Here is a 16,520-nt window from a genome sequence, read left to right as displayed (position 1 = left end):
TGAAAAAAGAACCAAAATTAATTAATGTTTTGCTTGTGTGTTCTAAAGCACTTCCATACACTAAAAGGGCAGTAACAGAAAGGAATCGAGAATATGTTTGTTCGTTTTACGCTTAAAGATCGACACACCACATGGGCAGGAATGTTCTTATTGATTCTTAGTTTTGGATCATTATTTGTAGGTGTACTGCCCTTGTCTTTTAACGCCTTGATTACAGGGAGTAGCGATGCGTGGTCGATTCTGCTTACAAGTCGCCTTCCCCGTCTTTGCGCGATTATTCTTACCGGTAGTTCCTTAGCCATTTCGGGCATGATTATGCAAAAGGTGACGCGTAACCGGTTTGTATCTCCCTCAACCGCTGTTACGATGGATGCAGCCCGGATGGGAATTCTCATCGCATTGATTCTCTTTCCAGGGGCATCATTGCTTCATAAAACCTTACTCGCATATTTATTTGCGATTTTAGGTACAGCCCTTTTTCTGAGGCTCTTACGTCTGATTCCCTTAAAGAATGTAGTCTTTATTCCCCTGCTTGGGATTATGGTCGGAACCATGATTGAATCGATGACCACCTTTTTAGCCCTTAAGTTTGATTTAATGCAAGCTTTAGGAGGGATGATGACGGGATCGTTTACTCAAATTATTGCAGGGCGTTATGAGTTACTTTTTACGGCCGTTCCACTGTTATTGTGTGCATTATTTGCCGCCCGTAAATTTGATATTCTATCACTTGGTGATGACTTTGCGCGTAATCTTGGCTTAAAACCTAAGTCCGTAATGAACCTTGCATTGGTACTCGTATCGCTGCTTACCGCTTCTGTCGTTGTGACGGTGGGAACATTGCCTTTTATAGGTCTGATTGTTCCCAATATGATTGCCATGCGTTATGGTTCATCCAACTCATTTTTACTGTGTGGGCTTTATGGGTCATGCCTGGTCTTAGTATGTGATCTCATTACACGCATCGTAATCTTCCCCTACGAACTTCCCGTAGGATTTATATTGGGAATTGTTGGGTCCTTAGGATTTCTAGGGATGATCCGCCATGAATTATAAAAAAATCTTAGGATGGATTGCGTTTCTCTGTGCTGTTTATTATTTAGGAAGTGGCTTAACCAGTGCGTATATCTTTCAGCGTCGATGCGTCCAAATCCTCACTCTGTGCATCACTTCTTATTTAGTTAATCTGAGCACAACGTTATTTCAAAGACTAACCCATAACCGCATTGTCTCTCCGGCTTTATTGGGTTTTGAACGCATGTACCTATTGATTCAGATCGGGTGTCTTATGATTCTAAACAATCCGATGCTCAATCCACTAATCGCCTTATTCACCATGTCAATCATCGGCCTCATGATCTACCCAAAAATCTTAAAGCGATGTGGAAATGACATCTATCTTTTGCTTCTAATTGGGACGGTCTTTTCAACCTTAATGGGTGCACTCTCCACAACCTTACAAATGATGATGGATCCGCTGGAATTCAGTATCCTTCAAAGTCAAAACTTTGTATCCTTTAATGCCATCCAACCGAAATTTTTAGGTATTTCCGTTTTACTTACGGTTCTCATCCTCGGCATCTATAACCACAAACGCCATCAGTTTGATGTTTTAGTCCTTGGGGATGATACTGCTCAAAGTTTGGGTCTGGATGTCCCTTTGGTCCACAAGGAAGTCTTATTTCTTGTCATTCTCTCAAGTTCCCTTGTCACAAGTCTTGTCGGACCACTGACCTTTCTTGGTCTACTGACCAGCAATTTAGCCCAAGAACTGTGTCCAAGTTCAAAGACAAAACCAATTATCATCACCGGAACGCTTCTAGCCTTTATACTGCTTCTCGGGTCCCAACTTATCTTCGAACGTCTTTTTAATTTCACCGGAACCATCACCGTTTTTATTAATTTGATTGGCTCATTGGCACTGATTATTTTTATGATTAAGGAGCGTAAACATGATTAAAACAGAAAGCCTTACTAAAACTTATGGGACCCTTAATGCCTTAGAGAACTGTGCAATCACAATTCAAAAAGGTGCTATGACCGCCATTCTTGGCGAAAATGGATCGGGTAAATCAACCTTACTCAATCTAATTGGACGATTATCCCATCCCTCATCAGGGAAAACATATCTTAACGATAACGATATCCAAACCTTCAAAGCCATTAATTTTGCGAAACACGTTTCGATTTTAAAACAACGCAATCACCATAACTTGAATTTAAGTGTCTACGATCTTGTATCCTACGGTCGTTACCCCCATAATCCACGTCAACTAACGGAAGAAGATCATCAAATTGTGAGGACATGCCTTCAAGACATGGAATGTTGGGATTTTAAAGACCAATCCATCCAAACCCTTTCCGGAGGACAGCTTCAGCGTGTCTATATCGCGATGGTCTTAGCTCAAGATACCGAAGTAATTCTTTTGGATGAACCGTTAAATAATTTGGACTTAAAACATGCCCATGAATTCATGCAATGCATGAACCATTTCGTAAGTCATCGCAATAAAACCATCGTCATGATTCTGCACGATGTAAATATGGTGTATCGATATTGTGATGCGGTTGTTTGTTTAAAAGATGGGGAATGCATTGCGCATGGCGCCGTCGATTCAACGCTAACACAACCCATCCTAAAACAGCTTTATGATTTAGACTTTACAATTTTCACCCATAACACAATCAAACAATGTTGTGTAGAAACGAGGAACTATGAACTTTAAAACATTAATCGTGTGCTTTGCCCTCATCTTCGTGACGGGATGTACACCTCAAAAAACAAAAGATACCACCCTTTCCATTACACATAAATTAGGAACAACCGAGGTTAACGAAAACCCACAGAACGTATTTGTCTTTGATATGGGAATCATTGATATGATGGAATCCTATGATTTACCAATTTCCGGGGTGCCTACTGCCTCCTTAACGACAACACTGAAGTCGAAATTGGATTCAAACCTCACCGATATTGGTACCCTTTTTGAACCCAATTATGAACGCATAAGTGAAGCACAACCAGATCTTATCGTTATCTCAGGTCGCAGTGCCAAACATTACGAAGCCCTCTCAAAAATTGCCCCTACAATCTATATGGGAAGAGACAGTCATCCCGATGGCTTAATCGCATCGATGAAAACAAATACTGACATACTTCATCAGCTCTACCCAGGTCGTGATCTTGAAGGCTTGATGACTGATTTAGAAAGTCAGGTAGATGCATTCAAGAATGAAGCACAAAAACAAACGGGCACCTTACTTTTCTTAATGGCCAATGGCAATGAGATTAAAGCCTTCGGACCTGAAAGCCGATATGATCATGTGTACCGTGATTTCGGATTTACGCCCGTTTCCAAACAATTTGATGTCTCAACCCATGGTTCTACCCTCTCCTTCGAACAAATCCAAGACCTTAACCCTGATTATATCCTTGTAATGGATCGCTCCCGGGTAACCGGTGGTGAAGGAAATGCGGAAGTCTTGATGGACAATGCCTTTGTGAAAGCAACGCGTGCCTACCAAAACGGCCATATCATCTATGTGGATCCTGAAGTTTGGTACCTAACCGAAGGGGGAACAACCGCAGTTTTATCCATGATTGAATCATTAAAACCTCTATTACCGTAAAAAAAACACACTCTAGAAGTGTGTTTTTTGCTTAGAGTTCATGTTTCACAAACAACAACAATGTGTGAACACTGAACTAAATCCTTGGTTAATTTTGTAATTACAAATGAATTGATTCCCTTTAAATAAGCCTATAGGCAATCATCGCTACTAAAGACACAAAAAAAGTAATGTGTGAATTTTTCTTGTTATAAAGAAACATGATTCCAAAAAGACAAAGTAATAAGTAGTATTCTAAATGTCTGAAAACACCTAAAGAATCTGCTTGAACAAAATAAATAAAAAGCGAATTTGTCGTAAAAATTGTTATGATTGAGAATATTAATTTTTCAAATATAAAATAATAATACTTCTCTTTTTTTCTAATTTTAATATTTGTCTCAACATCCAAATACGGAGTCAAGAAATCAAATACATATAGAATATTAAAAATAGAAACTAATAGAGAAGCACAAAGTTTCATTAATGTGAAATTACTCGAAGGGATTTTAAAAATAAGGTGTTCAATCTGACTACTCTCTACGATATTTTTTGTTATACAAGACAGTATTAATAATAGGTTAAGTAAGAAAAATCTATATTTTTTCCAATTTACCATTTACGAGCTCGAATTTCTTATCAAAATTTATGTCTTCTATTTCATCATGTGAACAAATTATTATAGTTTTCGCCTTCATATTACTGATTATATTTGTGAAAGTTAAGATAGATTCATCATCGAGACCGCGTGTTGGCTCGTCAAGCAGAATAAGATCTTGATCTTCCATGATTGCCTGAATTATACCCACTTTCTGTCTCATCCCAACACTATAATTTTTCATTTTGATTTTACTATCGATCTCTAAATCAAAAGCGTCTGCTAATTCTTTTACATATTCATAATTAAAATTTGATTTTATATTAAATAAAAATTTGAGGTTTTTTATTAATGTTTGGTCTTCTATAAAAGAGGGATTTTCAATAAGAGCCCCTATATTTTTATAATTTGTTTTTATACTGCCACCATCCGCTTTTAGTATTCCAGATATAATTTTTAGTAAAGTTGATTTACCGCATCCGTTTTTACCTTTTATATAAATGATTGAATGATCGTTTAGTTCTAAATTTAGATTTTCTAAAACAGTTAAATCCTTATAGCTTTTTTTTATATTTTCTAATATTAACATAGGTTACTCCTTTTTATAAAACTGACATAAACACAACGTGAAATCCAAAAGTTAACAAAAAACTTAAGAGCGAGACAAATAAAAAATAACGGTTATTAAAATAAATTACGAAGGATAAGAGTAAAGATATACTGTAGTACAGTAAAAGTAGTGACAAGATATAGATAAATAAAATTGTGAGAAATTCAAATTTAACAAAAAATATTACGGGTATTATATGTGCTAGCGTACCATAGCAAAAAATAAAAAAAATAGTCCTCTGTAACCTTATCGATAATTCGCGATCATTTACACGAGCCAACAAAAAAAATTTTGTTTTTGAGATTTTATAAACTATAGTAAAACCAATTATTAGACATACAACATTTAAACTCATCCAATAAAAATTATGATTCAACAAAACAGCGATAGCACGCGCTCCTGAATTATAAATAAGAGCGTATTCAGATATATTTAGAATTATAAATATAAACAACAAGATATACTGTTTCTTTGAAACACACGAAAGTATTTTTCTATTTGGGTTCATCCTTCTGTTTCTCTCTTTTTAACAGTTATAACATAAAAAAGAATCGATATTAAAAGGTACAGAACAATAGAAGCAAGGAATATGTTAAGTCTGTTTGCTCCCGATGAGAAGTTGCCAACTGTTGGAAGATTTCCTATAACCAAGCCGTAGAAATACATTGATAAGTTCTTCAATGCACTTAATTTATTCGTAAATGGAATGATAAAAACTCCAACTATAAAAATAGTTGTGATAGAAATTAATGGACTTAGTGCAGTATATAAGTATTTGTTTTTTATATAATAAATTAAACTGCTTAAAAAGACACAATAAACTGTGGTTCCGATAATTGAAAGTAAAAAATAAACAAAGAAATTAATCGTATTATGTGTGCTAAACGGTAACATTTGCGTTAATGTCGGATCATTGACTTCAAAGGTCAGTGGTGATTTGATAAATATAATGATTAATAATAACGTAATTTGTTGTAACAACGAAATAAAAAGAGTTCGCTTTATTACGTTTTTGATCTTGCTCGAATAATACTTAAAATATCCAGTTCTTAATATTACTAAATCATCAAATTTATTTTGTGTGATGAGATATTCGAAATTTAGAGCATATATGCTCTCTAAACTAATTATTATTAAATAATAAACAAAAAAGAATCCTGGATTTGTTATTGTATAATAATAGAAAGAGGCATCGAAATTAAATATTTCTTGCTTTAAAACAAAAATAACTTGGACTACAATTATTGGTAACATAATTGATAGTAAATTTTTTTTACTTGATTTGTACATTTTTTCCCCCCGTATTAATAATAAGTTTATCATTCTAGACAATGGTGTACAACGCATTATTTGTTGATTTGCTTGTTGTTCTTGTAAGTATTTACTGTGTTTTTGATACACTACTGGAGTATTCTCATCGAATTATCAACTCAAATCATTTTGTATCTATACGATGTCTATCGTAATTGTGGATTAACGCCGGTTGTGAAAGACTTAGAGGTTTCCACACAGAGACTTACCCTTTCCTTTGAAAAATCCAAGACGTAACCCGGACTATATCCATGGTTTAATTATTAATTCCTCTATTTCCGTAAAAAAACACACTCTAAGAGTGTGTTTTTGTTTAGAGTTCCAGTTCGTGTTCCACAAACACCAACAATTCTCGAACCCTGTCTTTCGCAATATTATAATAAACCCGTTTATTGCTGCTGGGTTCACATTGAATCAACCCATCATTTAATAATTCTTGGATGTGATAGGAAATGGTTGCGGGTGTTAAACCAAGCAGGGTCGCGAGTTCCTTTCCGTATTTTTGTCCATGATTCAAGGCTTTTAAAATCGCAAATTTACTTGGATCACCCATACTTTTCATCATCTTACATGCATTTTTATCGCTGAGTTGATTTCGATTTAAAAATGCTTCTGTCATCGTAATTCCCAAATACGTTACATCCACAAATGAATTATTAGCCATCACACTTGGATAAATAATCCCCTCATGATTATCCCAAACAATTCCAAACGTATCACGAAGATATTCAATATAAGTATTTGACTCAAGACGCGCGGTCCACTCTTGGTTTAAGACCTCAATTTCTTGATCAAACACCGATAACATTTGTTTCAGCGGTTTTGAAAGGTCTGTCACAATACCTTTAAACTCGTGATACAGCACGTCAACGGACTCGACCATACTTACTAATGCCCACTTTTCAGAATAACTTAACGATGCATGATTGATTACCTGGAAAATCCCTTCATGACGCGTGGATCCTTCACTAAAAAATGCTTTTAAAATATCTTCAATGGTTTCAACCAATAATGCCTTAATCTCGTTTTGATTACGTGTTTGGATTTCAAGAAAACATTTAAAGGGAATATAGTACAGTTGTGCTTTTTCATTGCCAAGTAATTCAAGAATTTCAGTTGCATGGGGGTAATTTTTTTGAACTTGAAGCATCGATGCTTCACACCCTTTATAAATTGAATCAATGCGATCATGAATTGCATGAGCATCCTCTGCATAAGGGGCCTCTTGGGTCAAAAAACGTCGAAACATTACATAAGCTTCAAATTCATAATTTAGTTTTTTCTCAAATTTCATCGTAAACTCCTTTAAATATGTTGGGACTGCACAAAGCGTTCATAGACACCGTGCTCTGTTAACAGCGAATCATGGGTTCCCATTTCCACAATCACACCCTGATTTAATACAATAATTTTATCAGCATCTCGAATGGTGCTCAATCGATGTGCCGCAATAAGAATTGTTTTTTCGTTTTGGATGTTTGCGATGGCTTTTTGAATCAGTTGTTCTGACTCACTGTCCAATGCGGATGTTGGTTCATTCATTATGAGAATGGGTGCTTCACTTATTAGTGCACGAGCAATCGCGATGCGTTGACGTTGTCCCCCTGAAAGCATTCCACCTTGTTCGCCCACATGTGTATCATACCCTTGGGGAAGCGACACAATAAAATCATGGATTGCGGCTTTGTGTGCGGCTGCCTCAATCATCGCATCACTGACAATGCCTTTACTGCCTAGACGAATGTTTTCACGGATGGTGGTGTTGAACAAGGGGGATTCTTGTTGGACATAACAAATTTGATTTCGGACACTTTGCAGTGAATAATCTTGCACATCCTTTCCATCCAACAAAATCCGCCCATGATCGGGTTTATAAAAGCCAAGAAGTAATTGAAAAATGGTTGACTTCCCACTTCCCGATTCTCCCACAAACGCCACCTTAGATTGTGGACTGATCGTAAAATCAACAGACTTTAAAATGGTATGATCTGGTTGATATCCAAATTGAACCTGATCAAAGGTAATTAAATCATGACCTTTCCCAAGACTTAGGTCTTGTCTATCAATACGACCCTCTTCACATTCCATGTCCAACATCGTTAAGATACGATCCGCAGATGTTTGAACTTCCAAAATATAGTTCCAAGCAACACCAAAGTTTCCAAACATATATCCAATAGATGCCTGTAATGGTAACAACAACATTACCTTCGCAAATTCAAAATCAGTGGTCAATGCTAAGTAAAAGCCAATTCCCACAAACAATATTTTACCCAAAGCCCCAAAACCATCATTCCACATAGTAACTCGATGCTTTTTAACTTCCGCATTTATGAGGGCCTTTGCATGCGCTTGGTTTAATTCACGATAATCATCCACCACCGTATTCTGTGCATTATACAAACGCACCATTGTTTCATTTGCGATAATATCGGATACGTGATTGGTTGCTTTGTTTTGGAAGTTTCGTGCTGATACGTAATCAGTTTGAATTGCGTCTGCATACCGTGTTGCCACCCATACACTCACAATTCCCAACACAACCGCAATCACCCCAAATCGCACATCCACAAAGAATGTTGTGATTAAGGCTGCAAGACCACCCACTGTAGGATGAATAAACATGTAATTAAATCCTTGGAAATAATAATTATTAATGACATCCGCATCACTGGTTAATAAGGTCATCATATCGCCGGTATGTGAAGCACGAATTGTTGCTTCTTTTTGACGTAAGATATGATGAATCATGTGTTCTTTGAGACGTTTCTCTGCGTTTAATCCCCCCATGAGATTTCCCGTTTGTCCCATTACAAGAAGTGGAAACATAAGGAGAAATAGACCGGTTATTGTGAGGAGGATTTGTAAATCAAAAGTTCCTGCTGTAGCTTGTTCGATGGAAATCTGCGTCATCTTTCCAAACGTAAAGTTAAGACCGAAATTTGCGAGACTGGCAACACAACCGCCTAGAATTGCGCCAACAAAAGCCCACGAACCAATTTTGGATATTCGTCGCATGGTTTTAAATACGTTTGTCATGATGATCACCTCCATTTTGAATTGCGATTAAACTTGCATAGATCCCGTCTTGAGCCATCAGTTCATGATGCGTTCCACTCGCAACAACCGCCCCTTGATCCATCACAATATTGCGATCACAATTGCGTAAGGTTGCAAGACGATGCGCAATAATCAGTTGCGTACGTTCTGTCGTATCCATAACATGCTGGATGAGCTGTTCTGTTTCCACATCTAAAGCTGAAGTTGCTTCATCAAACAACAAGACATCACTCTCTTTAAGCAGCGCTCGTGCAATCGACAAGCGCTGACGTTGTCCCCCGGACAAACGATTCCCCTTTTCGCCAACGATAAAGTCCAAGCCGTTTTGATCCACAAAGTCTGAGAGATGAACGTGATCCAGCACCTCATGAAGTTGCTTATCCGATACCATCTGATTGCCATACTGAAGATTTTGACGAATGCTTTGATTCATCAATTCACTATTTTGAAATACAACCGCCAAGTCATTACGTAAGGCTTGTTTATCCCAATCTTGAATCGAAATCCCTTTATAATAAACCGCTCCGGATTGAGGCGTATACAGTCCTAACAGGAGCTTCATCAGCGTTGATTTCCCTGAACCACTGGTTCCCACAACACCGACGTGTTCCTGATTATAAATCTCAAGATTGAAGCCCTTTAATACGAGAGTATCCGTATTTGGATATCCAAAAGATACATCTTTAAAAGCAATAACAGGATCGCTTTCCTCTGATCCCACCGCATTCCCGAATGTTTCTTTCGCAGCATCCCACATTGGATAAATTCGTTCGGTTGAAACCAATAATTGCGGAATGTTTTGAACCATATTCGCAATAACATTAAATTCATTTGAAATCAGTTGAACTAAAAGAAAGGCACTGACAAGTTGACCCAATTCTAGCTCACCGTGTGCGATAAGATAGGTTCCACCAATACCAATGAGGAAATTGGGAAGCATGGCAAAGACTGAAAATGGAAATTGCAGTAAGTAGAGGGAACGGATTCCATAGATTCCCTTATCCCGTGAATCCACCAGTGCTTTCTCGACCCATGAAGCAACCGTATCATACAAACCAAAGGTTCTTATGGTCGTTCGGTTATTCATCACATCTTGCGTGAGGGCATTGGTTTTACCCATAGCCGTTTTCCATGGAAGGATGAAATCACTGGATTTTTGTGAAGCATAACGTTGAATGATAAAAGCCAATGGAAGGGGAATAAAATACAAGATTAATAAACGCACATCAATACGAAGAATCCCAAAGGATAAGATTATTAAAAGTACAACCGCTTTAGATAAGGTGACACTTAAATTTGTTGCGGAAACAATGCTTGAAACATCATTTTCAAGCCGTCCAATGAGATCACCTTGTTCCAGTTGTGAACTGACACGATAATCACTTTCCAAAATGCAATCAACTGTTTTTGTTTTAAATTGACTGCGCATTGTTTCAATCACTTGAGTTTGGTATTTTTGGGCCTGATAGGTCATCAATACCGCAAGAAGGGTAAGACAACCAAACCCTATTAGACTGGCTTGAGTTTGGGTAAAATCACGCAGTAATATCGATTGGGTTAGTGCTCCAAAATATTGCGATGCCATTAATTCCATGGCACCAATTAATACGAAACTACATAGGAGTACCACATATCGATTGAAACGATTGCTTTCGCGCCATGCGCGTTTTAATTTATGGATCATAAACCATCCTCCTACACTTAGTTATATCTTCATCTAATGTTATGTTAGATAAACATTAACACAAGCGGTCTTTTCAGTCAACAAATATCTAACAACGTGTTAGACATTAATGAGAACCATAAAAAAAGAGTCTCACGACTCTTTGACTTGGATACGATCTAAATTTATAACTCCGGCATTTTTTAAGATTTGATACATCTCTTCGGAAACATTTTCCAGATCCACATAATAGAGATAGACTTGATACTGCGTTTCGTTGACTCCATCAGAAGCTTCAATTTTAAGCTGTGTCGCCTCTTTCACCGGTGATTTTGAAGAATTGAATTGAATCTCAATATCGTGATCAAATCGCGTATCCGTAACACGCAATTCCCCTTCATCATCCCCTGTTTGGACCACAATGCGTGCACCACTATCAACTTCTTTATCATCCACACGATACGTTATTTTAGGCGGAATTGTATCAACGGCTTTAAAGACTTTCTCAAAGCTTGCTTCTTCACCGTTTGAAAACGATGCGATAAAGCGCATTTCTAAATCACCGACAACAGGAATTTCATCCCCGTTATCTAGCAAGTCCATAATTCCCTTATCATCAAACCCTTCTGGAAATGGATAGGGAATGTTATGCATCGTTGTATACAACTGAATTTGTTCTTGTCGGATGGTCTCAGGATCTATAATCTTTCCATCTCTTAAAAATTCAACGTGATACGTTCCAAAATTACTCTTTTCGAGATCAATAGCATCTTGTAGTGCTGCATTACTTAAGTAAGTGTATTGTTCTAATTGCGCATTATTTTTAAATACGATTGTTGGTTTGGCTGGTTTGGTTAGTTGATAAACAAATACAATAATTACCACAATCAAAATAACCGCAACTGAACCAACATATCTGAACTTTTTCACTTTGTCTGAACGTTTTAATGGTTCCATCTCAATGCTCCTTTCAAGTTTATAAACTCATATTACTTTAATCGTAGTCCCTTTTGATTCAAAATGATACCCAAATCACAAAAGACTCATCAGATTACCATTTATTTGATAAACAAGTTGATTTCTTCCTCTGATAAATCTCGGTACGCACCGGGTTGTAAGCTTGAATCCAGTTCCAATGCACCAATCTTAATGCGTTTTAAATACGTAACTTCATTATCGCAGGCATGCATCATGCGTTTCACTTGATGGTATTTCCCTTCACCGATTGTTAAGTGGATGGCGCGTTCCCCTACAACTTCAACTTGAGCAGGTTTCAAAAGTTCATCCCCTAACATCATCCCTTTTTCTAATTCTTCACAAAAGCGCAGGTCAAATGGTTTATCTAGTTCAACATAATATTGTTTATGAACATTACTTTTACTGTGCGCAACACGATGTGAAAACTGGCCATCGTTTGTAATTAAGAGTAACCCTTCCGTATCCGCATCCAAGCGACCGACAAAAACCAAATCACGATGATACGATTCTATCAGTTCTAAAACAGAGGGATACATTTCAGGATTATGTTCACAAATATATCCAGCTGGCTTGTTCATCATAAAGTAAATATCCTTCTGGTACGATACACTTTCCCCTTTAACAAAGACTTCATCCTTTTCAAGGTTTAAAACCATACCTGCATCCCGTACCACATCGTGATTTACCGTAACCATACCCTTTTTCACAAGAATTTTTACATCTTTTCGTGTTCCAAATCCATTATGAGCTAAAAATTTATCCAATCGCATATCTTATCCTCATTTCAATATCTTCTATTATATCGTATTCTTTAGAATTACGGATGAATTTTAAAAAGATTATAAATCACTTAGAGGCTATCATTAAATACATTCCTTTGGATTAAATACATCAAATTTCCAATGCGTCCGATACCATAACTCATGAGCGTCAACATAACCCACACTAAAACAACGCCTGTTTTTAACGTGACCGGAATCGATGTAATGAGGAGGTCTTTCATTGTATTTGAAAAATCTATATTTAAGACCTTGGAAATTTTTAAAATATGCATCGCAATCATAGTGAAACTCATCATCATTGAATAAATCAAGAGTGAATATCTATGGGTCTTTCGATAGTTTTTCATTCCAGTTCTACTTATATGAATAAAGCTCTCATTACGGCGGTCATAAATAAGGTGGTATTGTTGATAGCCTAAGAAAAACATTGGGACCAATAAAACACCCATAAAGATAAGACGATAGAAGACTTGGTTCTTCATAACGATGAGTGAGGCACCACGATTATCAATCATGGTATCAACACCCAACATCTGTGCCTGCTTAAGTTCTTCATCAAATCGGAGTGCATTTGAAATTTCATGGGCACGTTTAAATACCGCATCATGCTCTACGTAGAGATCATGAGCGCGCTCAGGTTCCCGTTCAATCATTATTTGAATCTTTTCTTTTTCTCTTACAGCTTCTTGAATTATCTCAAGTGCTTGCTTATGTCTTATGATACTTGAATCATCGATGGGGCCAAGATAATTTTGTTTATAAAATTGATAAGACTGTTCATTTGACGTCGTACTGATCGAAAAGGTTTTAATATTATAGATACCAAAAATTAGTACAAAAACAAGAATTATTAACCCATAAGAACTTATCCAAAGTTGATACATGCTATGTACAATTCGATGTGTACTTCGAATCGGAATCCCCGCCCCCTTATGCTTACGGATTGGTCCACTCTTTACATAGCACTCATATGAAACAATGCCCAAAATTCCAGTCAGAACTACACAAAAAAGAAGTAAATTATAAGGGAAATCGCCTTTATCATGGACAACCATATAGTAAATATTATATAACTTGAGGAAGCCATATTTTGAATGAATCGGAATCATTGCATATTGCATGCCTTGCACAAAGAGAACACTTAATCCTGCGATTACTGTAAGAAGTGTATTTCGCGTAAGGGTCATAAAAATTAAAGTTAACAGTAAAAGCATTAGGGTCACTACAAAAATTGAGATATACCTAAACATTGAATAGTGAAACACACTTCCCATAAGCCAAACATGTTTGAAATAGGGAATGCTGTGAATGGATGCCTTTGAAAACCCCAATCTAAACCCATCAAATAATATTAGAAGACCCGTCACAACAAAGAGTAACCCCGTTAGTACCACCATTTTTGAACGAAATAATTTTGAAAGACCTCTTTGTGTTGGCTGATAAATCTCAAGTGTCCCTTCTAAAAGATCTTCTCCAAAAAGTAAGTAGAGTAAATAAAAACCAAAGAGCAGCATCACAATCTTAGACGTTGGACTGCGTAAAATCAGTTCATGTCGTTGGATGTTTATAAATTCAACGGGTTCAAGTTTGAGCTGCTCATAAAAATCATGTTCCTTATTCAATTTATGAATATCTTTGGGATCATCAAAAAGGCCCGTCTCACGTTTGTCATTGATTTCTTGAAGGTGTTGATCAATGTTTTCATGATAACCTGATATGTAATTAATCTGTTCTTCAAAATACATTGTGGCATCATCTACTGAATCATTTGTGAACAAGTCTGTATGTTTAGAATATTCCTTATAAAGAGCATCATACGCACCTGTAGATTTCAGATAAACCATATTTAAAGAGACAAAGGCCAAAACAATCACCACGAGCATTCGAAAATTCATGCGCATTTTTAGATTTTTGAGTTCAAGATGGATCATGATAGTGCGTACAGGTAAAGATCCTCGATTGTCGGATTAACCTTTACCCCTTCAATGTCATCACTAAAATGGCGAATTCTTACCTGGTCCCCAATGCGAATGCTATTGATAATTTTATGTTCTTGAGCGAAACGTTTATACGCCTCAAAAGATAGTGTGGATTCAAAGACACGCATCTTTAAAATAAGTCTATCCGGTGTATCAAATTCAATGATATTTCCTTTTTGAAGAAGCATTATTTTATCGGCTATATATTCGATATCGGATATAATATGCGTTGCAATCAAAACAATTTTATCACCAGAAAGTTCCATGATTACATTTCTTAGATTGCTCCGTTCAACAGGATCAAGACCTGCGGTTGGTTCATCCAAGATTAAAACTGCGGGATCATTCAACATCGCTTGCGCAAGCAAGACCCGTTGTTTCATCCCACCGGAAAGAGAACTTAATTTATGATGTTTCTTTGTTTCCAAATTAAAACGCGTCAAAAGATCTTCAATCCGCAATCTCGCTAAATCATTTGGAATCGCCTTTAGGGATGCGATATAGAAGAGAAAATGCTCGACAGTCATCTGTGCAGGTAACGATTGATTTTGAGGCATATAACCCAAAAGACTTCGAAATACGGTGTAATCTTTTATCAATTCTCCATTAAAAGATACTGTTCCCGAATCTGCTTTCATCAAGGTTGCAAGTATTTTAATTAAAGTGCTCTTCCCTGCACCATTATGCCCAACAAGCCCATAAATCCCGTTCTCCATATCAAAGCTAAGATTATTCACAGCTTTCGTAGCGCCATAAGCCTTATTTAAATTCCTTACTTCCAACCTATTTAACAAGATAATCACACTCCTTCATCGCCAAATCGCACATAAAGTGAGCTTCCTGTGATTTCCCAAAAACATAACGATCATCCACAACGCGTAACATCAGTGAAAAATCACTACGCATAAACATCGCGCTCTCCGGTCCGCGAGATGTGATTGTCTCAGCGGGTACTACGCGACTGATCAACGTTCCATTATGATCATACTGTTCATATGCTTGTATGCCATCAAGACTTGAAGTATAGAAATAATCTTTATTTGCATACATAATAATTTTATTATCAAGTCTAATTTCGTGATCACCCTTTGAAAAAACTGCCGTCACGCGAGCATTTTCTAAAGAAGTGTTTGAATCATCCGTTGTCCGATGGATCTCATAATAAAGTCGCATGGTCTCATCTTCATAAACGGTCAACGGTTCTTCTGGAATTCTCAATTGCCCTTTATCAATAAAGAATTGATATGTCTGTATGGATTCAGGATACAGATTACGTTCAATTTGTTTAAAATGATGGTCATATACTTCAATAATGGATTCCCCGGTTACTTCATCTTCAAAAAGAACATAGATGAAGCCTGAATCAATTCGAAAACGAAGCGGTAAGGTTTCAAAGCGGAGAACTTCTTCATAAGCTTCCCCTTTGCGATTCAAGCGTCCAAGCGAATAAGCACTTCCACCATCGGCACTCATTCGCGCGAAAAGTCCATAAAGATAATCCCCATAATAAATTAAATCGCTATCTTGCACAAAACTCTCAAAGTAGCGTGTATAGGATATCCGATCATTTTCAACTTCTTGGTCATCCGCAAAGGACATCCCGGTTAATCGTGCTACTTTTTGTCGGTTGATATTATAGTAATAAAGCGATGCATTCTCGACAAAATACACATCGTTATCCGTTTTAGCAATGGATGATTCGATTAAAGGCGTTGATAAATCAAATGGCTGAATCTGAATTGAATCTGAACCTAATGTTGTCCCACAACCAGATAACGGAAGCAATAATCCCACGCATAAAAGCTTTTTTATTTTGAACATAGTTCCCCCCTTGGTACGTTCTTTCTAACTCTATAATAGCATTCATTAATAAAATGTAAACGCTATCTAAACATTTTTAACACGAAGTCAAAAACAGCGTATTCATCCA

Annotated in this window: 14 protein-coding genes; 4 read left to right on the top strand and 10 right to left on the bottom strand. The window is 36.8% G+C overall.

The genetic code is table 11. The features are described 5' to 3' along the window. The first annotated feature begins 93 nt into the window (after window positions 1–93). From EL194_RS02200 to EL194_RS02185, 4 genes are read left to right on the top strand one after another with little or no spacing between them, the layout of a single operon-like run. Window positions 94–1,056, top strand: coding sequence for an ABC transporter permease (locus EL194_RS02200; protein ID WP_003774838.1), 963 nt, complete (start codon window positions 94–96; stop codon window positions 1,054–1,056). After that, the gene (locus tag EL194_RS02195) at window positions 1,046–1,960 is read left to right on the top strand and encodes an iron chelate uptake ABC transporter family permease subunit (protein ID WP_003774836.1); all 915 of its coding nucleotides are present in this window, start codon (window positions 1,046–1,048) and stop codon (window positions 1,958–1,960) included. The genes EL194_RS02200 and EL194_RS02195 overlap by 11 nt, the downstream gene beginning before the upstream one ends. Then, complete coding sequence (locus EL194_RS02190) at window positions 1,953–2,726, top strand: ATP-binding cassette domain-containing protein (protein WP_003774834.1); 774 nt, start codon at window positions 1,953–1,955, stop codon at window positions 2,724–2,726. Before EL194_RS02195 ends, EL194_RS02190 begins: the two co-directional genes overlap by 8 nt. Further along, entirely contained in the window at window positions 2,716–3,630 is a 915-nt protein-coding gene (locus EL194_RS02185) for a siderophore ABC transporter substrate-binding protein (RefSeq protein WP_003774832.1), read from the top strand. Before EL194_RS02190 ends, EL194_RS02185 begins: the two co-directional genes overlap by 11 nt. Window positions 3,631–4,205: 575 nt before the next feature. Here EL194_RS02185 and EL194_RS02175 read toward each other — a convergent pair. From EL194_RS02175 to EL194_RS02125, 10 genes are all read right to left on the bottom strand, one after another. Continuing rightward, window positions 4,206–4,796: an ATP-binding cassette domain-containing protein gene (locus EL194_RS02175; RefSeq protein ID WP_003774829.1), complete on the bottom strand. Its 591-nt coding sequence runs from the start codon at window positions 4,794–4,796 to the stop codon at window positions 4,206–4,208. A gap of 525 nt (window positions 4,797–5,321) precedes the next feature. Continuing rightward, window positions 5,322–6,107 (bottom strand): hypothetical protein, encoded by a 786-nt coding sequence (locus EL194_RS02165; RefSeq protein ID WP_115355042.1) that lies wholly within the window; start codon window positions 6,105–6,107, stop codon window positions 5,322–5,324. A 334-nt stretch (window positions 6,108–6,441) separates the two neighbouring features. Next, window positions 6,442–7,422 (bottom strand): ArsR/SmtB family transcription factor, encoded by a 981-nt coding sequence (locus EL194_RS02160; RefSeq protein WP_003774823.1) that lies wholly within the window; start codon window positions 7,420–7,422, stop codon window positions 6,442–6,444. 11 nt (window positions 7,423–7,433) lie between these two features. Next, a complete protein-coding gene (locus tag EL194_RS02155; RefSeq protein ID WP_003774821.1) occupies window positions 7,434–9,167 on the bottom strand; it encodes an ABC transporter ATP-binding protein in 1,734 nt (577 codons plus the stop codon). Then, complete coding sequence (locus tag EL194_RS02150) at window positions 9,151–10,872, bottom strand: ABC transporter ATP-binding protein (protein WP_003774819.1); 1,722 nt, start codon at window positions 10,870–10,872, stop codon at window positions 9,151–9,153. Before EL194_RS02150 ends, EL194_RS02155 begins: the two co-directional genes overlap by 17 nt. A gap of 132 nt (window positions 10,873–11,004) precedes the next feature. After that, complete coding sequence (locus tag EL194_RS02145; protein ID WP_003774816.1) at window positions 11,005–11,808, bottom strand: hypothetical protein; 804 nt, start codon at window positions 11,806–11,808, stop codon at window positions 11,005–11,007. 101 nt (window positions 11,809–11,909) lie between these two features. Then, window positions 11,910–12,599, bottom strand: coding sequence for a pseudouridine synthase (locus tag EL194_RS02140; RefSeq protein WP_003774815.1), 690 nt, complete (start codon window positions 12,597–12,599; stop codon window positions 11,910–11,912). A gap of 80 nt (window positions 12,600–12,679) precedes the next feature. Then, entirely contained in the window at window positions 12,680–14,542 is a 1,863-nt protein-coding gene (locus tag EL194_RS02135) for a hypothetical protein (protein WP_003774812.1), read from the bottom strand. Further along, window positions 14,539–15,393, bottom strand: a complete 855-nt coding sequence (locus EL194_RS02130) for an ABC transporter ATP-binding protein (RefSeq protein ID WP_003774810.1) — start codon at window positions 15,391–15,393, stop codon at window positions 14,539–14,541. Before EL194_RS02130 ends, EL194_RS02135 begins: the two co-directional genes overlap by 4 nt. Further along, window positions 15,374–16,411 (bottom strand): hypothetical protein, encoded by a 1,038-nt coding sequence (locus EL194_RS02125; RefSeq protein WP_003774808.1) that lies wholly within the window; start codon window positions 16,409–16,411, stop codon window positions 15,374–15,376. The genes EL194_RS02130 and EL194_RS02125 overlap by 20 nt, the downstream gene beginning before the upstream one ends. Between the last annotated feature and the right edge of the window lie 109 nt (window positions 16,412–16,520).

It is taken from the genome of Erysipelothrix rhusiopathiae (assembly GCF_900637845.1).
GTDB lineage: Bacteria > Bacillota_I > Bacilli_A > Erysipelotrichales > Erysipelotrichaceae > Erysipelothrix > Erysipelothrix rhusiopathiae.
Note: the sequence above shows the minus strand (reverse complement) of the source record. Positions and strands in the feature narration are given on the sequence as shown.